Annotated in this window: 19 protein-coding genes; 16 read left to right on the top strand and 3 right to left on the bottom strand. The window is 35.2% G+C overall.

Annotation, left to right across the window (positions count from 1 at the left end):
• Window positions 1-56: 56 nt before the first annotated feature.
• The 6 genes from tig to BKH45_RS00745 are packed head-to-tail and all read left to right on the top strand — an operon-like array spanning window position 57 to window position 7,324.
• The gene (tig, locus tag BKH45_RS00720; RefSeq protein WP_095273554.1) at window positions 57-1,466 is read left to right on the top strand and encodes a trigger factor; all 1,410 of its coding nucleotides are present in this window, start codon (window positions 57-59) and stop codon (window positions 1,464-1,466) included.
• Complete coding sequence (clpP, locus tag BKH45_RS00725) at window positions 1,466-2,053, top strand: ATP-dependent Clp endopeptidase proteolytic subunit ClpP (RefSeq protein WP_095273555.1); 588 nt, start codon at window positions 1,466-1,468, stop codon at window positions 2,051-2,053. The genes tig and clpP overlap by 1 nt, the downstream gene beginning before the upstream one ends.
• A gap of 24 nt (window positions 2,054-2,077) precedes the next feature.
• Entirely contained in the window at window positions 2,078-3,154 is a 1,077-nt protein-coding gene (locus BKH45_RS00730) for a diguanylate cyclase (RefSeq protein WP_095273556.1), read from the top strand.
• A complete protein-coding gene (gene def, locus BKH45_RS00735) occupies window positions 3,154-3,672 on the top strand; it encodes a peptide deformylase (protein WP_095273557.1) in 519 nt (172 codons plus the stop codon). Before BKH45_RS00730 ends, def begins: the two co-directional genes overlap by 1 nt.
• Window positions 3,673-3,694: 22 nt before the next feature.
• Window positions 3,695-5,206 (top strand): YifB family Mg chelatase-like AAA ATPase, encoded by a 1,512-nt coding sequence (locus tag BKH45_RS00740; RefSeq protein WP_095273558.1) that lies wholly within the window; start codon window positions 3,695-3,697, stop codon window positions 5,204-5,206.
• A gap of 57 nt (window positions 5,207-5,263) precedes the next feature.
• Entirely contained in the window at window positions 5,264-7,324 is a 2,061-nt protein-coding gene (locus BKH45_RS00745) for a heavy metal translocating P-type ATPase (protein WP_095273559.1), read from the top strand.
• Here the strand turns inward: BKH45_RS00745 and BKH45_RS00750 are convergent.
• The gene (locus BKH45_RS00750; RefSeq protein WP_095273560.1) at window positions 7,314-7,655 is read right to left on the bottom strand and encodes a LysR family transcriptional regulator; all 342 of its coding nucleotides are present in this window, start codon (window positions 7,653-7,655) and stop codon (window positions 7,314-7,316) included. The genes BKH45_RS00745 and BKH45_RS00750 overlap by 11 nt on opposite strands.
• Window positions 7,652-8,548: a formate dehydrogenase accessory sulfurtransferase FdhD gene (gene fdhD, locus BKH45_RS00755; protein WP_257874462.1), complete on the bottom strand. Its 897-nt coding sequence runs from the start codon at window positions 8,546-8,548 to the stop codon at window positions 7,652-7,654. Before fdhD ends, BKH45_RS00750 begins: the two co-directional genes overlap by 4 nt.
• Before the next feature lie 114 nt (window positions 8,549-8,662).
• Between fdhD and BKH45_RS00760 the strand changes: the two genes are divergently transcribed.
• The 6 genes from BKH45_RS00760 to BKH45_RS00785 all read left to right on the top strand — a co-directional run bounded on the left by BKH45_RS00760 (window position 8,663) and on the right by BKH45_RS00785 (window position 15,974).
• Window positions 8,663-10,369: a 4Fe-4S dicluster domain-containing protein gene (locus BKH45_RS00760; RefSeq protein WP_095273561.1), complete on the top strand. Its 1,707-nt coding sequence runs from the start codon at window positions 8,663-8,665 to the stop codon at window positions 10,367-10,369.
• Entirely contained in the window at window positions 10,369-11,148 is a 780-nt protein-coding gene (locus BKH45_RS00765; RefSeq protein WP_095273562.1) for a molecular chaperone TorD family protein, read from the top strand. Before BKH45_RS00760 ends, BKH45_RS00765 begins: the two co-directional genes overlap by 1 nt.
• Window positions 11,149-11,227: 79 nt before the next feature.
• A complete protein-coding gene (locus BKH45_RS00770; protein ID WP_095273563.1) occupies window positions 11,228-11,434 on the top strand; it encodes a twin-arginine translocation signal domain-containing protein in 207 nt (68 codons plus the stop codon).
• A 15-nt stretch (window positions 11,435-11,449) separates the two neighbouring features.
• On the top strand, window positions 11,450-14,287 hold the full coding sequence (locus BKH45_RS00775; protein WP_095273564.1) for a molybdopterin-dependent oxidoreductase: 2,838 nt from the start codon (window positions 11,450-11,452) through the stop codon (window positions 14,285-14,287).
• A 9-nt stretch (window positions 14,288-14,296) separates the two neighbouring features.
• The gene (gene fdh3B, locus BKH45_RS00780; RefSeq protein ID WP_257874463.1) at window positions 14,297-14,950 is read left to right on the top strand and encodes a formate dehydrogenase FDH3 subunit beta; all 654 of its coding nucleotides are present in this window, start codon (window positions 14,297-14,299) and stop codon (window positions 14,948-14,950) included.
• A 10-nt stretch (window positions 14,951-14,960) separates the two neighbouring features.
• Window positions 14,961-15,974: a formate dehydrogenase subunit gamma gene (locus tag BKH45_RS00785; protein WP_180675551.1), complete on the top strand. Its 1,014-nt coding sequence runs from the start codon at window positions 14,961-14,963 to the stop codon at window positions 15,972-15,974.
• Between the two features lie 420 nt (window positions 15,975-16,394).
• Here BKH45_RS00785 and BKH45_RS00790 read toward each other — a convergent pair whose 3' ends face one another.
• Window positions 16,395-17,309 (bottom strand): hypothetical protein, encoded by a 915-nt coding sequence (locus BKH45_RS00790; protein ID WP_095273566.1) that lies wholly within the window; start codon window positions 17,307-17,309, stop codon window positions 16,395-16,397.
• A 230-nt stretch (window positions 17,310-17,539) separates the two neighbouring features.
• Between BKH45_RS00790 and miaA the strand changes: the two genes are divergently transcribed.
• The 4 genes from miaA (at window position 17,540) to BKH45_RS00810 (ending at window position 21,813) form a co-directional block, all read left to right on the top strand.
• The gene (gene miaA / locus BKH45_RS00795; RefSeq protein WP_257874470.1) at window positions 17,540-18,415 is read left to right on the top strand and encodes a tRNA (adenosine(37)-N6)-dimethylallyltransferase MiaA; all 876 of its coding nucleotides are present in this window, start codon (window positions 17,540-17,542) and stop codon (window positions 18,413-18,415) included.
• Between the two features lie 184 nt (window positions 18,416-18,599).
• Window positions 18,600-19,265 carry a thiol:disulfide interchange protein DsbA/DsbL gene (locus tag BKH45_RS00800; protein WP_095273567.1) on the top strand — a complete coding sequence of 222 codons (666 nt, stop codon included), beginning with the start codon at window positions 18,600-18,602 and terminating at the stop codon, window positions 19,263-19,265.
• A 10-nt stretch (window positions 19,266-19,275) separates the two neighbouring features.
• Complete coding sequence (gene dsbI, locus BKH45_RS00805) at window positions 19,276-19,938, top strand: protein-disulfide oxidoreductase DsbI (RefSeq protein ID WP_095273568.1); 663 nt, start codon at window positions 19,276-19,278, stop codon at window positions 19,936-19,938.
• A gap of 30 nt (window positions 19,939-19,968) precedes the next feature.
• On the top strand, window positions 19,969-21,813 hold the full coding sequence (locus BKH45_RS00810) for an aryl-sulfate sulfotransferase (RefSeq protein ID WP_095273569.1): 1,845 nt from the start codon (window positions 19,969-19,971) through the stop codon (window positions 21,811-21,813).
• Window positions 21,814-21,831 lie beyond the last annotated feature (18 nt).

A 21,831-nucleotide genomic window follows, 5' to 3' on the forward strand; every position in this document is an offset into this window, starting at 1 on the left:
TTAAAGATTTTTTTGTTAGAATACAAAATTATACTTTAATATTGCTAAGGAATTCTATGAATTTAACGACAAAAAGAATAAACGCTGCAAACGCATTGGTCAATGGAAGCATACTTCTAAAGGACTTAGAAGAAAAGCTAAATAAAATAGCAACTAAAATAAGCAAAACAATCAAAATAGATGGCTTCAGAAAAGGAAAAGTCCCTTTAAATGTGATTAAATCTCGCTATAAAGAACATATTGAGCAAGATGCGCAAAAAGAAGCTACAGAAGAAATGCTCCAACTCGCACTCAAAGATCTCAACATTGATAGCAAAGAAGTTATTGGTGATCCTATCATTACAAAATTTGACAAGAAAGATAATTCTATTGATATAGAAATAAAAATAAGTCTTAAACCTAGTTTTAATCTGGACACCCTTAACTCTTGTGTCCCTGAAGTCAAGCTTAAAAGTATTACTGAAAAACAAATTGATGAGAGACTCCAAGAAATTGCCCAATCAAAAACACCTCTTATTGAAGCTAAAAAAGACAAAAAACTTACTAAGAATGATATAGCAAATATTAATTTTGAAGGTTTTGTAGATGAGAAACCTTTTGAGGGAGGGAAAGCAGAAAGTTTTGATTTGACTATCGGGAGTGGTCAATTCATTCCGGGCTTTGAAGATGGGCTTATTGGGATGAAGATTGGGGAAGAAAGAGAAATTTCTGTTACTTTTCCTGAAAGCTATCACACACAAAATTTAGCAGGAAAACCTGCTGTATTCAAAGTCAAACTCAACAAAATCCAACTCAAAGATACTCCAAAAATTGATGATGAACTTGTCAAATCTCTCTTGCCTCAAGAAAAAAATGCTTCCTTGGGTCTCCTAAAAGAAAAAATCAAAGAACAACTTGAACTGGAAACAAAGACAAAACTTTATAACGAAGAGCTTAAAGAAGAATTGATAAAAAATCTTGATAATACTTTTGAATTTGAACTCCCTGATCTTATTGTTGAGCAAGAGATGGATTTGCTTTTTAGAAACTCACTCAACACTCTTGATCCTAAAGAGTTTGAAGAACTCAAACTTGATGCAAACAAAGCCCGACAAAAGCGTGAAAGTTTCCGACCGGAAGCCAAAAAAAGTGTCAAAATAACCTTTATCATTGATGCCCTCTCCAAACAAGAAAAAATTTCCGTACAAGACAATGAAGTCCTCCAAACTATCTATTACGAATCCATGATGAATGGACAAAATCCAAAAGAAACAATTGAGTATTATAAGAAAAATAATCTTTTACCTGCCATCAAAATGGCTATGATTGAAGATAAGATACTTGCCTACTTGCTTGATGAGAAACTCAATAAATCTAAAGAAAAAAGCTCTCAAAAACACGAAGAATCTAAGGAAAAGGAATCTAAAAAACCTAAAGAACCCATTCAAACAAAAACTGTAAAAAAATCAAAAACTAAGGCTGAGTGATGAATTATATCCCTTATGTAATAGAAAAAACAGGCAGAGGCGAGAGAAGTTATGATATTTATTCAAGGCTATTAAAAGATCGCATTATTCTATTAAGTGGCGAAATTAATGATGGCGTTGCTTCTTCAATCGTTGCCCAGCTTTTATTTCTTGAAGCTGAAGATCCTGAAAAAGATATCAATCTTTATATCAATTCCCCAGGAGGGGTGATTACAAGTGCTTTTAGCATTTATGATACTATGGAATATATAAGACCTGATGTTTGCACAATTTGTATTGGGCAGGCTGCTTCTGCAGGAGCATTTTTACTGAGTTGTGGGGCACAAGGAAAAAGATATTCTCTACCTAATTCCAGAATCATGATTCACCAACCACTCGGTGGGGCACAAGGTCAAGCAACCGACATAGAAATCCAAGCCAAAGAAATTTTACGTCTTAGACAAATCCTCAACAACATCATGGCAAAAAATACTTCTCAAACACTTAAAAAAATATCCCAAGATACAGAAAGAGATTTTTTTATGAGCGCTAAAGAAGCAAAAGATTATGGTATCATTGACAAAATACTTGAAAAAAGTCTAAAATAACTTTAAGATTAAGAGGTTATAAATATGGAAAAAAATAAAAAAGAAGAATCAAATGATTTTGGAAGTAATGTATTTTTTGGAAAATTAGATCCGGAAGTCCATGAAGTCCAAGAACAGAGTAATGGTTACATTCTGGAAGAAGGCGTTGCAAGCAAAGTAAGCGCAATTGCCCAAGACACCGTCAAAGAACTTGAGAGAGAAGATTTACCTGCATTTCCGGCAAATTATCAATTATATTTTGAACGTCTGCTTGAAAAAGAAGAAACCTCTTTTAAACAAAAAATCCAAAGCGTTATGGATCTGCAATCTATTACAGAAGATAGGGCAGTTTCATTTGAAAAAAGTGTTAAAGAGGGATTCAAGAATATCAAACAAATTTTAGATTTTATCGCTATACTTTATAAAAACCTTCAACTCATGCAAACTATTACAGACAAGCATATTCAAGGGATTGAGAAGATCGACAATAAAATTGCTCTATCAAATGCCATCACGCTTTTTGTAAAAGACATTGATAAAGTTAATTCTATCACTTCAAGCCAACTCTCTCAGATTAAAGATCTTTATCAAAAAACCGCTAAAGTCATTTCTGATATCAACAAAAATACAGTTTATGATTCTCGATTTGGCATATACAATAAGCGTTATTTTATGGTTTTGCTTGAAAAAGAAAATAAATTAATGGAAGAATTCAATCGTTCATCAAGTATATTAGTTGTTTCTCTCTCTAGAGAAATTCAAAATAGCATTGAAGATAAATCTACACTGATGATACTTTTAAAAAGTGTTGCAAAACTCTTACTAAAAACTTCCAGGAGAAGTGATATTATAGGCTATTTAGGCGATGGTATATTTGGGATAGGTCTTAAATACTCAGATATCCCTAGCGCCCTTAAGGCTACAGAGAGATTCATTAGTTCTGTCAAAACAACAAATATATTTTTAGGCGATAGAGATATAGCTCTGAACATATCTACAGGATTAGCCAAAATTTCTCCCCAAAGAAGTGCTGATGACTCTCTAAGCGCTGCCTTATCAGCCCTTCAAAGCGCTCTTGATAAACAAGAAGATTATAAAATATTTCCTGAGGATGAAGGCTAATGGCTATTTTGAAGGTTTTAAAATACCCTCATCCCATTCTTAGAAAAAAATCAAAAGAAGTGAAAGATTTTGATACAAATCTTCATCAACTCCTTGATGATATGTATGAAACAATGATAGCAAAAAATGGCATAGGATTAGCAGCCATCCAAGTAGGTATTGACAAAAGGATACTCCTTGTAAATCCCCCCGCACAAGATGATATACAGCACAAAGATGAATTAATAGAGATTATCAATCCGGTTTTCTTAAAAAAAGAAGGCAATATCAAATGGAATGAGGGTTGTTTGTCTGTGCCTGAATTTTATGAAGAAGTGGATAGGTTTGAGGAAATTACACTTGCTTACCAAGATCGTTTTGGTGAAAAAAAAATTCTCCAAGCAAGCCAACTTTTAGCAGTAGTTATCCAGCATGAAACAGATCATCTCAATGGAATTTTGTTTGTAGATAAACTCCCTATTTTGAAACGAAAAAAGTTTGAAAAAGAACTCAAAAAAAATCAAAAAGAAACCGGATAATCTTCAAAAAGGCATTTAAGACATGGTTAATAAAATATTTTGTGCTACAAAATTTGGAACAGCAGCCAAAATTGTAGAAGTTCAAGCTACTTTTAATCGAGCCCTTCCGGCATTTATTATCTCAGGTCTTGCAAATCACGCTATTCAAGAAGCCAAACAAAGAGTCCAAGCGGCTCTCCAAAACAATCATTTTTCAATCCCCCCATTGAAGATTGTTGTTAATCTTTCTCCTTCTGATTTACCCAAAAATGGAAGTCATTTTGATTTACCCATTGCCATTCTTGTCAGCTTGCAAAAAGAGAATATCCCTTCCGGGGAATGGTTTGCATTCGGAGAATTAGGACTGGATGGTCATATCCGACATAATGATAATATCTATCCTCTTTTGCTTGATATTGCACTTTCGTGCCCTCAAGCAAATGTCATTGTCCCTAAGGGAGGCAAAGATTTATTTTGTTTAATCCCTAACCTTAATTTTTATTACGCAGATCACCTCAATGAAGCCCTAAATTTTATCAAACAAGAAAATCCAATCCCGGATACCTATACCAAAGAATTGGGGTTTGCCTTTTTTGAAATTAATCAAGAAAAATATTATTACCATAGAGATTTTGAACTGGACTTTTGCGAAGTCAAAGGACAAGAGCTTGCTAAACGTGCGGCATTGATTGCTGCAAGCGGGTTTCATAATCTTATACTTGAAGGAAGTCCGGGATGTGGTAAAAGCATGATTGCCAAACGTCTCAAGTATATTCTTCCCCCACTCACACTCAAAGAAATGATTGAAAGTGTCAAACTCCAAACATTAGGCAACCAATCTGCTTCTTATAGTCCTTTGAGAAATTTTAGAAACCCTCATCAAAGCGCCTCAAAATCTAGCATTTTAGGCACGGCAACCCACAATGAACCCAAACCCGGGGAAATTGCATTAGCCCATAATGGGATTTTATTTTTTGATGAACTCCCTCATTTCAATAAAGAAATTTTAGAATCCTTGCGAGAACCCTTAGAAAACAATCAATTAGTTGTCTCCAGGGTGCATAGTAAAATTGAATATGACACTTCATTTTTATTTATAGGCGCACAAAATCCATGTCCTTGTGGGAATCTATTAAGTAAAACCAAATCTTGTCGTTGCCAAGATAAAGAAATTATTGCTTACAAAAACCGATTAAGCCAACCTTTTATTGATAGAATTGATATGTTTGTACAAATGAATGAAACACAAGAAGATGCAAAAACAAGTATCCATTCTCAACAAATGCAAGAACAAGTCTTTGAAGCTTTTAAATTACAAATCCAAAGAGGACAAAAACACCTTAATGGAAAATTGAGTGAGAAAGAAACAGATATCTATTGCATTCTTGATGAGGAAGGAAAAAATCTGCTTTCTCAAGCAAGGATGCGTTTTGATCTCTCAGAACGATCTGTGCATAAAATCAAGAAACTATCGCGCACAATAGCTGATTTAGATGCAAGTGCATTTATCAAAAAAAACCATTTACTCGAAGCGCTTAGTTACCGAAAATCTTAAGGTTTTCTTTAGCTAATCATCTTATAATAACCATTATTATTTTTTAAAGAGTTAGAAATGCAAAAATACAATCTTCAAAATCTAGGCTGCATTGAAGATGCCAATGAACTAGAAAAACAACTAAATAAACTTGCTATTGTCAAAGAAGCCAGGGTTTCATTTACCACCAATACACTCTATATTGATACCGGTGATTTCAAAAAAGTCTCTGAGATTATTCAAAAAATAAAACCTCAAGTCATTATTACCAAAGAACCGCAAGAAGAACATGAAGAACACTCTCATTGGATTCTTATGGGATGTCTTATTGTAGCTTTTTTTATAGGGATTGGGCTGTTGAACTTTTCCCATACCCAATGGATACATGTTTTAAGCTATGTTATATTGGGATTTGTTTATATTATATCGGGAAAGGGTGTCTTTCTGGGCGCTTACAAAAATTTTAAAAAAGGGCAATTTTTTGATGAAAATGTTTTAATGCTTGTAGCTACTATTGCAGCATTTTTTATACAAGCATATGAAGAGGCTGTTTCTGTAATGTTATTTTTTGCTGCAGGAGAGTTTCTCCAAGACCTTGCCCTTTCTAAATCCAAAGCCTCCATCAAATCCTTGCTTGATGTGGCTCCTAATATCGCTCATCTTAAAAAAGAAAACCAAATTATCCAAACTACCCCTCAAAAATTAAAGATCAATGATATCCTTGTTATCAAACCCGGAGAAAAAATCCCCACCGATGGTATTGTTATTAAGGGTGAAAGTAGTGTCGATCAAAGAGCGCTTACAGGAGAATCCATCCCCTTAAGTGTCAAAATAGGTCAAAGAGTGCTTGGGGGAAGTATCAATCTGGAAGGTGCTATTGAAGTCCAAGTAGATAAATTATATGAAAATTCTTCTGTAGCTAAAATTATTGAACTTGTCCAAAATGCAGCCGGCAAAAAATCTAAAACTGAAAAATTTATCACTGTTTTTGCAGGGTATTATACTCCTATTGTGTTTGCTATTGCGCTTTGTGTGGCTTTTGTCCCACCTTTAATGGGATGGGGAAATTTGGAAGACTGGGTTTATCGAGGGCTGGTCATGCTTATGGTAAGCTGTCCTTGTGCCCTTGTAATTTCTGTGCCATTGGGATATTTTGGCGGGATTGGAGCAGCCAGTAAAAATGGTATTCTCATTAAAGGGGCTAATGATCTGGAAACACTTAGCCTTGTAAAAACAATCGCATTTGATAAAACAGGGACTCTTACTAAGGGAGTGTTCAAAGTAACTCAAGTTGTTCCTTGTGAGGGCTATACACAAGATGATGTTCTCAGATATGCCTCTTGTGCCCAAGCCCTCTCCAATCATCCCATTGCTACATCCATTAAAGAAGCCTACACAGATACCCACCACACACACCATATTGATGAGTATGAAGAGATTGGAGGTCATGGGATTCGCGTGATATGTGATACCAATCTCATTGTTGCAGGAAACGATAAAATCCTTCATAAATTCAATATTCCTCATGATATTTGTGATATTGAAGGCACTGTAGTGCATATAGCGCTAAATGGAAAATATATCGGGCATATTATTATCTCTGATGAACTCAAAGAAGATGCCAAAGAAGGCATTAAAAACCTTCGATCATTGGGCATAGAAAATATCACTATTTTAAGTGGAGACAATACTTATGCGACTAAAAAAGTGGCTAATATATTAGAGTGTGAGTATTTTGCGAATCTTTTACCCGAAGATAAAGCAAGAATTTTTCAAGACCTCAAACTCAAAAGCAATGGCAAAAGTGCCTTTATTGGGGATGGCATTAACGATGCTCCAACTCTGGCAAGCGCCGATGTAGGGATCAGCATGGGTGGGGCAAGTGATGTAAGCAAAGAAAGCGCAGATGTTATTATCACCAATAATTCCATACTCTCTATTGTAAAAGCATTTAAAATTTCTAAAAAAACAAAGAATATCATCTGGCAAAATATTATTTTTGCCCTTGTAATCAAATCAATATTTATTATATTAGGACTTTTTGGTCTGGCTACTTTATGGGAGGCTGTATTTGGAGATGTAGGTGTGGCTTTAATTGCAATGGCAAATGCCATGCGAGCAATGCGTATCAAAAATTAACATCAAAAATTTTTTCAAAATATTTTTGACATTCTTTATTCATAACCTCACGAAGTTTTTTATACGCACTCACCAACTCTCTGCCTTTAAGGGTAAGCTCACTCCCTCCCCCATCTCTCCCCCCTTTTTTACGAATAATAATATTTTCTTTAATATTATTCTCAAGTACATTGATATGATTCCAAGCTTTTTTATAATCAAGCCCGCAAGCAAGAGCTGCTTTTGATATTGAACCTAATTCATCGATTTTTAAAAGTAAATTCGCCTTCCCATCACCAAAGACCATCTTCTCTTCTTCGTCTTCAAGCCATATTTTTATTTTTACTTTCATAATGTTTCCTCATTGAGGATTCTTGATGGATGAGTATAAATATTCATTCCCTTCCCTCTAGCAAATCCTATAAGTGTGATACCATGAATCTGTGCTGTTTTGACGCCTAGAAAAGTAGGGGCTGTGCGTGAGACTACAATAGGGATATGGTGCATGACTGCTTTGATTACCATCTCACTGCTCAATCTCCCACTAACCATTAAAATTGCTCTACAAACATCTAATTCATTCATTTTTGCTTTTCCGGCAACTTTATCAATGGCATTGTGTCTTCCAATATCTTCGCTCACAATTTTTGCATCATTTTCAAACAATAACATCGCCTTATGAACACAGCCTGTTTGGAGATATAACTCACTTTCTTTATAAAATTGTGTAATATTCTTCAAGATTCTCTTTGGATTTACTTGCAAATCACTTGTATTAAAAGGTACTTCTATGTTATCTTGAATATTCCCGCTTATCCCTCCCCCACACCCTGAAACCAGTGTTTTTTCTTTGTAAAGATTCTTTAAATTTGCTTGGTTTACACGTGCTTGAATTTTAACATTTAAACCATCCTCACTCACTTCAATCAAGTCCAGATCCCCTATTCCATCAATCACACCCTCACTAAGCAAAAATCCTATTGCATGGGCATCTTGATCCATTGGGATACACATTGTAGAAATGATTTTTTCTCCATTAAGATAAATATTGACTCTGCTTTCTAAGATTACAAGATCATTTTTTGAGAACTGATGTCCATCTTCATAACGTTTGATTGCAATAGTTTTGAGTATTTCCATAAGATAAACTCCTAAATTTTTTTTGATTTTATCGAGATTTAAAAATTTTGCAAAATAAATACAATTATCTTTTGAATAAAAACCTACGTTATGTGTATTTTCCATAAAGTATAGCCATAAAAACAACGTTAGAGTAGAAACAAACGGAGAATTATTTTCCTCATTTTCAACAAAAAAAATATATAATTAGTTACAAAGAGATAATGCGAAGGTTTAATCATGGATTTATGCGAATTTTTACTTATCAATGATGACAACCAATTTGATGAGATAAAACCCTTATTGGAAGATTCAATTCAGTTTTCCTCCTCTCCAAAGAATCATGCTGTTGTTTCTAATTATTCTTCAAATTGCGATATTTATGCTCCTGAGATTAACTGGTATCTCAAGAATTCCAAAGCATCTCCGGAAATAAAAGCTCAAAATATCAAGCGTATGTATTATTCTCGCATGGCACGCTATGAATATGGCACTGATAGGGATTTTTCTACTCCTACACCCCCTACCTTGCTCATTATAGGCGAAAATGAGGAAGCAAAAGATTTTCTAAAATTTGTTCAAAAATACAAAAAAACCTCTTATGAAGCAGGTTTGATCCCCCCTAAGGATATTCTTTCTATTTCAGGAAGTTTGGGAGAGTTTCAAGCAAAATTTATGATTGCAGGAGAAGTCAAACAAGTCTGTTTTGGGCAAGGGGTGATTTTTTATGAAGATAAAGATTTAGTGCGTTTTATGGGGATTGAAAAAGCAAATGATTATAAAAATCCACAAGCATTGCTAGAAAAACTTGATTCTCGTGTAGGGACTTATCATTACAAAACAACTATTACTTATCAAACCCAAAGTTGTCAATATCATCACCGCAGACCTGATAAAAATCAAGAAGGGTATTGCCATAAATGCGTCAATGTCTGCCCCACATTTGGTGCTACCAAAGATGATTCTTTGATGGAATTAAACTTTTCTCAGCTTGATTGTATTGGATGTGGGGGATGTGTTGCTGTATGTCCAAGTGGGGCAATTGATTATGCACCTTTTAGCATGGAAGCTTTTGATACAGCGCTCAAGCATTATCATCAAACTCAAATTCTCCTCATCGCAGAGCCCTTCTTAGAAGATCTTGAGGATTTTGAAATCCCTGAACATATCTCCCCGCTTATTATCAATAGGGAAAAATTTCTCTCTGAAGCCCATATTTTAGCTTTATTGCAAGAAAGTGGAGCATCTTGTGTGTATTATTCCCAAATCATTTCTCGTCCATCAAGTGAAGCTATCACTCTTATCAATGATATCTATCAAAAAATTTATCAAAAAAAAGGTTTTTACGTAGCCAAAAATATTAAAGAACTCCGCACTCATCTCAAATCTTTACAACCAATCCAATCTTATAGCTATACCCCAAGTCCGGATGAACACAGGAGAAAACATTTCTCAGAACGTTTGAGATTTGCCATCAAAGATAATGATTATGGCAAAGTAAGCAGTGGTATAAGTGGTGAGCTTATTCGATATGGGCAAATCCATATCAACCAAGAAACTTGCACTCTATGTATGAGTTGTGTGGGGGCTTGCAATGTTGGAAGTCTAAGTGGAGATGGGGCAAATTTTTCTTTATTATTTAATGCTTCTGTTTGCACAACTTGTGGGTATTGCCTGGACTCTTGCCCTGAAGATGCTATTTCATTGGAACTTTCCGGAATTTCACTCAATCCAACTTGGTTTGAAAACAAAATAATGGCTCAAGACAAGATATTTACTTGCGTAGAATGTGGAAAAGGTTTTGCCACACAAAAATCTATAGAAAAAATAAAATCCATTATGAATCCCTTATTCAAAAACGATCCTCTTAAACTAAAAACTCTGGAGTGCTGCCCTGATTGCAAGGTTAAAATAATGTTTGCAAACCACTTTGAAAAGGTAGTCTGATGGAAATCCTTCATATCAACAACGAAAAAAACAAAGCTAAAACCTCATCAATAGCCCAAGATCAACAACCGGTCATCAACAAAGCTCGTTGCATGTATTATAATCTTTTTGGAATTTTATTTATCTATGGGGAATTAGAAAAAAAATATGACAAAATCATCAACATATTAGAACAAATTTTTACCAATCCAATGAATGAAACCGCTAAAGATGATATATTCAAACTTCTCAAGGAGCTTGAATCCCATCAAACAAAAAATATAACTTATGAATTTAACGAATTATTTATCAATAATTTCAATACAAAAGCTATCAATCTTACAATGTCTTATTATGATGAAGGCTATGAAAGAGGAGAAAAATACCTTCTGGCTAAACAACTTATCAAAAAAAGTAAATTCCGCAGAAATGAAAGCTTTGTCGAAACAGAAGACGACTTAGGATTTTTATGTATGCTCAATGCAACTTTATTAGATGATACCAAAGAGGAATCCATTCTTCTTGCAAAAGAAATATTTGAAAAAATTATCAATCCTTATGTTAATTATATTATTGTTGAAATCCTCAAAAATACTCAAGCAATTTTTTATAAACCTGTTGCAAGAATTTTATCCTCTTTTATGGAGTTTGAAAGAATTTATTTAGATGCGCATATGCAAAAATACCAAGCTTTTGTTGATAAAAGTGAAGCTTTATATCAAGAAAAAAATCCCAAACTCAAAAAACGTCAAAAAACACCTATAAGTATGGAGGAAATTGTAGCCAAAGCAGATAAGTAAATTATCCTATTGTATGAATTTAAAATCAAAATTTATACAATAGGATAAAATCCTATAACCTTAAAGAGAAGGAGAAATAATGGAAGAAAAAAATTCTCGTCGTGAGTTTCTCAAAACAACCACAAAAGCAGGAGCAATTGCCGCTATAGGAGGATTGGCAATAAGCGCTTGCAGTGATAGCGAAGTTAAACAAAGCGGTGTTATAGAAGGAAAATCAAACAAAGAAGAGATTTTATATCAAGGAGATACAAAATATTGGAAAGCCTACTATCGCGTAGCTAAATAAAAAAAAGGAAAGAAAATGAGCGAACAAGGACTAAATATCCCAAAAACTTCCCGTCGAAGTTTCCTCAAAATGACAGCATTAGGCTTGGGCATAAGCGCAGGGTCTTTGGTAGCCTCTGAGGGCGTTGTCCGTCAAGCAACCAAACAAGAATTAACTGAAGCCTATGTAGGGTCTTCAAAAATTAAAACTATCTGCGCAGCTTGCTCTGTAGGTTGTGGCATTATTGCAGAAGTTAAAGATGACGTATGGCTTAGACAAGATGTCGCCCAAGATCATCCGGTCAGTCTTGGAGGACATTGTTCTAAGGGCGCAGATATGATTGATTCTGTCCGAAGCGCCAAACGAATCAAATATCCAATGAAAAAAGTTAATGGCAAATGGGAAAGAGTGAGTTGGGAAAATGCACTTGATGAAATTTCTACAAAATTAGGAAATATTCGAGAAACACATGGTCCTGATAGTATGGTATTTTTTGGTTCTGCAAAACTGGGGAATGAACAAGCTTATTATTATCGTAAGTTTGCCGCTATGTTTGGGACCAATAATATCGACCATCAAGCAAGACTCTGACATAGCTCCACAGTCGCCGGTGTGGCGAATACATTTGGTTATGGAGCAATGACCAATCATCTGGCAGATATTCAAAAATCAAAAGCGATTATTATCTTTGGAGCCAATCCGGCGGTAAATCACCCCGTAGGATTCCAACACTTTTTAAAAGCTAAAGAAATCAATGGGGCAAAACTCATTGTTATTGATCCAAGATTTACTCGCACAGCTGCGAAAGCAGATATTTTTATTCAAATTAGAGGAGGCACTGATATTGCCTTCATGTATGGAATGATTCGATTAATTATCCAAAATAAATGGGCAGATACAAAATATATCCAAGATAGAACTTTTGGATTTGATGAAATCAAAAAAGAAGCCCAAAAATATACACCTGAAGTAGTCGCTGATGTTTGTGGTGTTCGCAAAGAACAACTTCTTGAAGTTACCAAACTCTATGCAACTACAAAACCGGGGACTCTTATTTGGGCAATGGGCTTAACCCAACACAGCATTGGCACAGGCAACACACGTTTAGCCCCTATTTTGCAACTCATACTTGGGAATATTGGGGTGAGTGGAGGAGGCACTAATATTTTACGTGGTCATGATAATGTTCAAGGAGCTACTGATTTGGGCTGTAATTCAGATTCACTCCCGGGTTATTATGGGCTTGGAGAAGGCGCATTCAAACATTGGTCCGGAGTATGGGGAGTGGATTATGAGTGGATAAAAACAAGATTTGATCCTGAAATGATGAACAAAGATGGCTTCACGCTTGCCAGATGGTGGCAAGGGGTACTGGAAGGAGATAACGAAAAAATCTATAACGGCAAATCAGGAAAGATACGTGGAATGATGGTAATGGGGAATGGTATCATTTCTATAGCCCAAACCAACAAAGTCAAAGAAGCCCTAGACAATCTGGAACTCCTTGTAATCGTCGATCCTTTCCCTCATGATGCTATTGCTTATACAGATAAAAAAGATGGGGTTTATTTACTCCCGGGCATCACACAATTTGAAACGAGCGGATCTGTAACAGCCACAAATCGATCCGGGCAGTGGAGATATCAAGTCGTCAAACCTATTTATGAAGCACGACCCGATCAAGATATTTTGTTTGCATTGACTAAAAAATTAGGATTTTATGAACAATTTACAAAATCTCTCTACAGCATTGCCAAACAGCAAGGAAGAAAAGAATTCCAATGGCCCGAAGATGCCACAAGAGAGATCAATTTAGGAATGAAGACAATTGGGCTTAGTGGTTGGACACCTGAGAGACTCAAGGCACATACAGATAATTGGGGTTTATTTGACACTATTACACTCAAAGGTATAGGTCCCATGAAGGATCAATATTATGGACTTCCATGGCCTTGTTGGAATGAAAAACACCCCGGAACACCTAATTTATATAATGATAGCTTACCTGTAGCTCAAGGGGGAAGTGGCTTTAGACAAAACTTCGGGCTCACTCAAAAAATAGGTGAGAAAACTTATGATATGCTTGCTGCTCATGGCAGCAATCCTCCAGGATCAAGCGTGGATGGAGGTTATCCTGAGATCACCGCACAAAACATTGAAGCCCTCACAGGCAAAAAACTCACCAAAGAAGAGAAGCAAATTACTGAGGGCAAAAACTGGAAAACAGATTTGAGCATGATCCTTGTTAATAAAGCCCTTGAAGCAGGTTTATGTCCATTTGGGAATGGTAGGGCAAGAATGTATGTGAGCACATGGGTAGATAAAGTTCCTACCCACAGAGAACCCATTCATACCCCACGACCCGATCTTATTGCCAAATACCCCACTTATAAAGACAAACCAAATCATTGGCGTGTGGATACTAAATACGCATCCTTGCAAAAAGACTATACAAAAGATTTCCCTATCCAATTAAATACTGCAAGATTGGTTACTCATAATGGACAAGGGATTGAGGCAAGAGTAAGTCTTGCTTTGAGCGAAATTAATCCTGAAATGTTTATCAATCTTCATCCCAACACAGCAGCAAATCTGGGACTCCAAGAAGGAGATATGGTTTGGGTTTATAGTCCTGAGGGAGGAAAAGCAAAAATTAAGCTTAAACTCTCTTATAGTCTCAAAGAAAATGTAGCCTTTGCCCCATTCCACTGGGCAGGAATTTTCAGAGGAAAAGATTTGAGTGAAAAATACCCTCAAGGTTATATCCCTTATAGCATAGGGGAAAATATCAATGGAGTAACCAATTATGGTTATGACATCGTAACTCAAATCCCCGAAACTAAATGCGGGCTATGCCGTATAGAAAAAGCATAAGGAGATAATATGAGTAATTTAATGCCAAATGCTACAAAAAATAATGGCGGATTTGATATTCCTGATCATTCCAGAATCAAATTTTATTGTGATGATAACCGCTGTATTGACTGCCATGGTTGTGATGTTGCTTGCAAAGAAGCGCATCATTTACCTGTAGGTGTCAATCGTAGAAGAATTGTAACTTTAAATGAAGGTATTGCAGGCAAAGAAAAATCTCTTTCAATTGCCTGCATGCATTGCTCTGATGCTCCATGTGCAAAAGTATGCCCTGTAGATTGCTTTTATATCCGATCAGATGGGATTGTATTGCATAATAAAGAAACTTGTATCGGATGTGGGTATTGTCTTTATGCTTGCCCTTTTGGAGCACCTCAATTCCCAACAGATGATGTGTTTGGCTCTAGAGGCTCTATGGATAAATGTACTTTTTGTGCAGGAGGTCCTGCCCCCACTCATAGTCAAAAAGAGTTTGAACTTTATGGGCAAAATAGAATTGCAGAGGGAAAAGTCCCGGCATGCGCTGCTATGTGCTCAACCAAAGCTCTCTTGGCAGGAAGTTCTAAAGAAGTAAGCTTGATTATTAGGACCCGTGCATTTAATCGAGGAAGTCAAACAGCTGAAATTCCTTACACTTGGAGTAAGGCTTATGGAGACTCTTAAGGAGCAAACGATGTATTTAATAAAAATAATTTCTTCACTTAAAAGTATTTTGTTTTTTGTTCTCTTTCTAACCTTAAGTTTTCAGATAAGCTATGGAAACCAAGGAGTGAAAGAGCCTGTTGATTTTAGTTATAACAAGAAAATTTATGGCACCCATCAAATTGAAGCTATTAAAAACTGGGGAATTTCTTCCCCAACTGCAGGAGTTGTGAGTGGTTCTGTCATGCAAATGCATGGAGTGAGTGTCGGAGCGCTTGATTCCGGAGATAAAATTACAGGCATACGCGGTATTTCCGGTCTTGGACAGATATTTACTCTTTTGCAAAACAAATTTTTTGCACCTATATTTTTAGGGATTATTATTGTTGTAATTGCTGCTTTTTTTGGACATTACAAAATCATAGGATCTAGAAAGTTCAATCATCATGGCAAAAAATTCAAAGTATTTTCCAAATATAATATTTTTGTCCATTGGGGAGCAGCTATACCTTTTGTAATTATCTGTGTTACAGGATTAATGATGGTTTTTGGAGATAAATTAGGGGGAGGTTTGCTTATTAGGAGCGCCAAAAATATTCATTTCATAGCTACTTTTGTTTTCATAGTATTTGGAATTTTGATGTTTTTAATGTGGCTGAAACCTTCTTTATTCAAACTCTATGATATAGGGTGGTTTAAGATTATGGGGGGCTATCTCTCTCAAGCCAAAAATCCTGTCCCTGCAGGAAAATTTAATGCAGGACAAAAAATTTGGTTTTGGATCGCTACATTAGGTGGATTTATAATGGCAGCTACAGGTCTTATTATGCACTATTTTTATGGCGATATTAATTTTTTAAGACTTACAGCTATTATTCATAATGTTTTAGGTTTTGGCGTCATTGCTATGCTTATCACGCATATTTATATGTCTATATTTGCTATTGAGGGAGCTTTGGATTCCATTTTGGATGGCAATATGAGCGAAGAAGAACTTGCTATTATGCATAGTTTTTATTATAAAGAACTAATAGCAAAACAATAACCCCTCTTCGTAGATCTTAAAAACGTCTCTAAAGGGATAGGGGGCAGATTTCTTAAGCGATCTTAAATCTTTGGGCAGTCTATAAAACTCCCTCCTACCCCTGCACACTCCCTGATAAATAGGGCGCTAACTCAGTGGCAAATATACAAGGAGTGGTTTTAGCATTCCCAAAAATGTCAATCAAATCCTATAAAACCGGGTTGATACTCCTGTGGTAGCAGGATGTAACCCAATAACTTTAAAAGTGAATATGAATTGGATTCGTGTAAGTGATCTTAAGGTTGCTTGCAACTCTAATCAAGACAAATAAAACTTTGATACTCCCTATCAGCAGGATATAATCCTGCACTTGGGAATGTAAGCAAGGCTTCTTGCGAAATGATCTTGGGTTTGGCAAAAACTCAGTCAAAACAAATAAAATTAAACTTCCAAAGAAATATTATTAGCAAAGAGACTCCCGTAAGAGGTTTGTGAAGATACTTGTTCATAAAATTCCAACAAAGTTTGATTCTTTTGGATACATTCTAACAGTATCCATAAAATTTTTGGAGAGTCTGTGCGTAAAATATGCTTAGGTGTTTGAGACATTGATGTAAAATATCGATGAAACCTATCTACAAGCGCCGGATTTGAAACTTCAACAATCAACCAATCAATAGGTATTTTAAAAAATAGAATTTTTTGCTTATTGTTAATAGAAATATAAATTTTATCCAATCCATCCATTTTTGTTGAATGGGAATCAAATAAATATAAACCCTTGTTGTAGTTGTCATTAAAAGTATCATAAACAAGTTTTAATATCCTGATTTTTTCATCTTTTTTATAAAAATTTCCAATCCGGGAGAATGCAAATTTCAAAACAGATTCAATACTATACCATTCAACAGAACGAAAACTGTAATTTAGAATTCTTGCACTTTGAGATTGGAATTTTTTAACAAAAAAAGAATAATCTTTATAGAGAAAATCAATAATTTTATATTCATAAGCATACCCCGGAAATCGAGAATGGATCACGAGTCTTTCTTCGCTTTCTTTGTCAAAAATATAAGCAAGTCCCCCATCACAACCCTCATCAATAATTCTAACTTGCGCCTCAGGGATTTTTCCTAATAACTCCTCAAATTCTTCATCAGGACAATCCCAAATATTTTGAGGATATCTGAAAAAAGCGCAAATTGCATTTTTGACTTGGCCGGAAGGTTCTTTTGAAGTGCTTTTATCTATCCATGATGTCAATGTTCTCCGATCTTTATTGATAATTTGAGAAAATCTTGAAATACTCATACCATAGCGATTATAAATGGCAATAATCCTATCAATTGTTTTCATCTCCTTATCTCCATTTTAATTGTATATTTTTATATAACGCCCATATACTGACTACATTTTGCACATAAAATTGTGCAATTCCCTCACAAACAATTCGGAGATAATTTACCACAAAGAACCAAACCATAATTTATAAAATCCAAAAAAATAGAGAATTTTTATATAATCTATTTTGTAAAATAAAAATAAGGAAGTCATTGGCTAACTTGAAAAATATCAATCTTTTAGCAATTCTAGGACCCACAGCAAGTGGAAAATCTGCTTTAGCCATAAAAATAGCCCAAACTATTGATGCAGAAATTTTTTCTCTGGACTCACTCAGCATTTACAAAGAGATCAATATTGCTTCTGCCAAACCCAAAGAATCCCAACTTATGTCTATTAAACATTATGGAATCAATGAACTAGATATTACAGAGCCCAACAATGCAATGGTATTTAGAAATTTTTTAGATCTGGCCATCAAAAAAACTTCCAAAAAAACACTCCTTATCACAGGAGGGAGTAGCTTTTATCTCAAATCTATTATTGAAGGATTAAGCCCTGTCCCTACACTTTGTGAGTCTCAAAAACAAAACATCCATAAACAGATTAATGCTCTAAAATCTCCTTATGATTTTCTCAAACAAATTGATGTCTGTTATGCCGAAAATATCAAATCTAAAGATACTTATCGTATTCACAAAGCTTTGGAAATATATTTTGCTACACATACCCCTCCAAGTCTCTATTTTGCTACACACCCTAAGCAACCCTTTATGCACCCTATAAAACTTTATGGGATTGTTTGTGATCGCCAAAAATTAAGAGAAACTATCAAGCACCGCACACAAACCATGCTTCAAGAGGGTATTATTGAAGAAATTGCCGGTTTAATACAAAAATACCCTAAAAATTCCCAACCTTTTAAGGCTATCGGACCCAAAGAATGTATTTCTTATCTGGAAGGAAACATCACCCAAGAAGCGCTTGAAAATCTTATTTTCATCCATACTACACAACTTGCCAAACGTCAAAATACCTTTAATAAAACCCAATTTCAAGACATCACCTTATCAAGCAAAGAAGAAATTTTTAATGCTATCTTAAATCTTGAACAAATCTAATAAAATAGATAGGTTTATTTTTTATTATTAAAATTCAATTATAAAATTTTAAAATAAAATCTACATCATAAATCTTTCTACAAAAAATAAATCTTTAATTTCTTAAGTTATTTGTAAGCTGAATGTGATTTTTTTGTTATGCCTTCTTTTTATAATCTCTTTATCAAATCATGAAGGAGTTATTATGAAAGAATCAAGTTTATTGACAAAATTCTCAAGGCTTATTGGCATAGCCGTATTGTTTGGATCCATAAGCTTACATGCTGCAAAAGAAGGGACAGAATACATGGTATTGCCCGATCCTGTTCCCAATGCTCAAAATAGTGTTATAGAGGTTTTCAGTTATGATTGCCCCTTTTGTTTTAAGTATTCTAAAATTGTTCCAAAAATAGTCAAAGATCTCCCAAAAGGTGTGGCTTTTAAACCTTTTCATCTTAAAACAAAAGGTAAATATGGCGTGCAAGCAAGTGAGTTATTCGCTGTCTTGGCTGTTAAAGATCAAAAAAATGGTATTGATATCAATAGCGATGCATCTTTGTTTCACAAAGCTGAATATAAATATTTTGATGAATACCATGTCAAAAAAAATCGTTGGAAAGATGGTGCTGATCCTCAAAGTTTCTTAAAAACAGGACTTGATGCAGTCGGAATGAGTGAGAGTGAATTCAATGCAGAAAAATCAAACCCGGCGGTATTGAATCTCTTAAAAACATGGGATATTAGTTATGAAATTGCCAAAATCCAAGGTGTTCCGGCTTTTGTTGTTAATGGAAAATATTTAATCTACACCAAATCAATCCGCTCTATTGATCATTTAGAGCAAATTATTAACGATTTGCTAAAAATGTAAAGGGGTTGTTATGATAAAAAAATTATGGAAAGAGTTTATCTCCTCTCCTGTCCCTACAATTGCAAAATGGCAAAATAAAAGATTTTTATGGCTGTTAATGGCAATTGTTACACTAGGCTTGGTTTTTGTAGCCCATTTTCTATTTCAAGACTATGTTTATATGCTCCCTTGCGAGCAATGTGTCTATATCCGATACGCATTTTTTGTAATGTTTTTTGCTGGGGTTATTGCAGCTATTAACCCCAAAAAAATCATTCTTAAAATTATTGGCTATATCTTAGGATTTTATGGAAGTATTATTGGTATTGGCTATAGCCTTACATTAAATAATATCCATCATGCAGCCCATAGTCCCGATCCTGAGGCTATGTTTGGAGTGCAAGGTTGTTCAGCAGAGCCTAGTTTCCCTTTTGGTCTCCCTTTAGACAAATGGTTTCCCGGTTGGTTTCAACCCACAGGGGATTGTGGATTTGACAACCCAATGGTTCCTGATGGAGTTGTGCTTGAAGGGATAAGAAAAGCAATGGTAGATTTTTATAATGATGGGTGGTATTTAATCCCCTCTCATCATTTTATGAATATGGCACAAGCTTGCTTGCTTGCTTATGTAATTTGTCTGGTGATATTAATAGCAATGGCAGCAAGTTGGATATATCAAGCAATCAAAAAATAAAATTACCCAAAAAAACAAAAAGGAGTATCAATGAAAATAAGTAAAATTTTAGCAAGTATTTTAATTGCAGGTTGTATCGGATCACTAATCCCTACAGCAACTATGGCTATTGGTGGGGCGTCCGGACCACATACAGATTATGTCAAACAAGGGCAAATTGGAGAAGTAGTGATGAATCCTTATGGCATAGCGCCCCTTACTGCTATCATTAAAGATGGCGGATACACACTCAGCAATGTTAAAGTGAGCATTGTCCCTAAAAAAGGAGGACAGAGTATTTCTTATCAAGTTGCTGATAAACACCTGAGAACACATGGAGGTATTCCTGTTTTTGGTCTTTATTCTGATTATATCAATCAAGTCAATGTTGAATATGACAGGATTTATAAAGGAAAAAAGGATCATTTAAAAGAAACTTATACTATGTATGCCCCACCCCTATATGCAGAAGTAACAGGACTGCCCTTGCAAAAAGGAGTTATGTTTAGTTCTATTAGTGTTAAAAAAGTAGCTCCGGAATTTAAAGATAGACTTTATTTTGTCAATAACCTGGCAGAAAAAAATGGGCAAGGCACTCGCGTTGTATGGAATAATCCAACCGGTGGAGCATTAGAATGGAATTATTATCCGCAGAATTTCATTATTGATACACAAGGCGAAGTCAGATGGTATATGTTCGCTACTCCAATTTATGATATCAAAACTATTTATCATGCAGGGGTTATGATGGGATTCAAGCAAAATAAAGATGGAGCAATGAGTTGGGGATATGGTCAAAGATATGTCAAATATGACATTTTAGGTAGAGAAATTTTTAATCGTGAATTGCCTGCAGGTTATAATGATTTTTCTCACTCTATGGATAATGCTTCTAATGGACATTATTTCCTCCGCGTAGGAAGCTCAAACTACAAAAGAGATGATGGCAAAAATGTCAGGACTGTTCGAGATGTGATTGCAGAAGTTGATGAAAATGGCAATGTCGTTGATGATTGGAGATTATATGATATTTTAGATCCTTATAGAGATGTTGTCCTTAAAGTACTCGATCAAGGAGCTGTTTGTCTCAATATAGACAACTCAAAAGCCGGTCAAACACTCACAAAAGAAGAGTTAGCAGCACTGGATAGCTCTGATTTGTTTGGGGATATTGTAGGAACCGGAGCCGGAAGAAATTGGGCGCATGTTAATAGTGTTGATTATGATGATGCCGATGATTCCATCATTATCAGTTCCAGACATCAAAGCGCTGTTGTCAAAATAGGCAGAGACAAACAAATTAAATGGATTTTATCAAGCCCGGAAGGCTGGAATAAAAAATTTCAAGACAAAATCCTCACTCCTATAGATGCCAATGGCAAAAAAGTCAAATGTGAAAATAGCAAATGTGAAGGTAATTTTGATTGGACATGGACACAACATACTGCCTTTAAAATTGATTCTAAATCTAAGGGCAATATTTTATACCTCTCTGTTTTTGATAATGGTGATTCCAGAGGTATGGAACAACCTCTCTTCCCGGGCGATAAATACTCTCGAGCTGTTATTTACAAAATTGACCAAGCTAAAAAAACCGTGCAACAACTGTGGGAATATGGCAAAGAAAGAGGTCACAAATGGTTTAGCCCTGTAACAAGCCTTGTAGAATTCCAAACAGACAAAAATTCTGTCATGGTATATTCAGCTACTGCAGGTTCAGAATTTGATCTAAAAACTGGAGCATTTTTATCTGCCCCAAGTCCTTATATCAATGAGTTTAAGTGGAATCCCAAATCCCCTGCTCCTGAAAAAGAACCTTCTGTAGAAATACAAATTCATGATACACAAGGCTATCAAGCATTTCCATTTAGCGTGCAAAAAGCCTTTAGTAAATAGATAAATAAGGAGGGGCAA

This window comes from Helicobacter sp. 11S03491-1 (genome assembly GCF_002272835.1).
GTDB lineage: Bacteria > Campylobacterota > Campylobacteria > Campylobacterales > Helicobacteraceae > Helicobacter_J.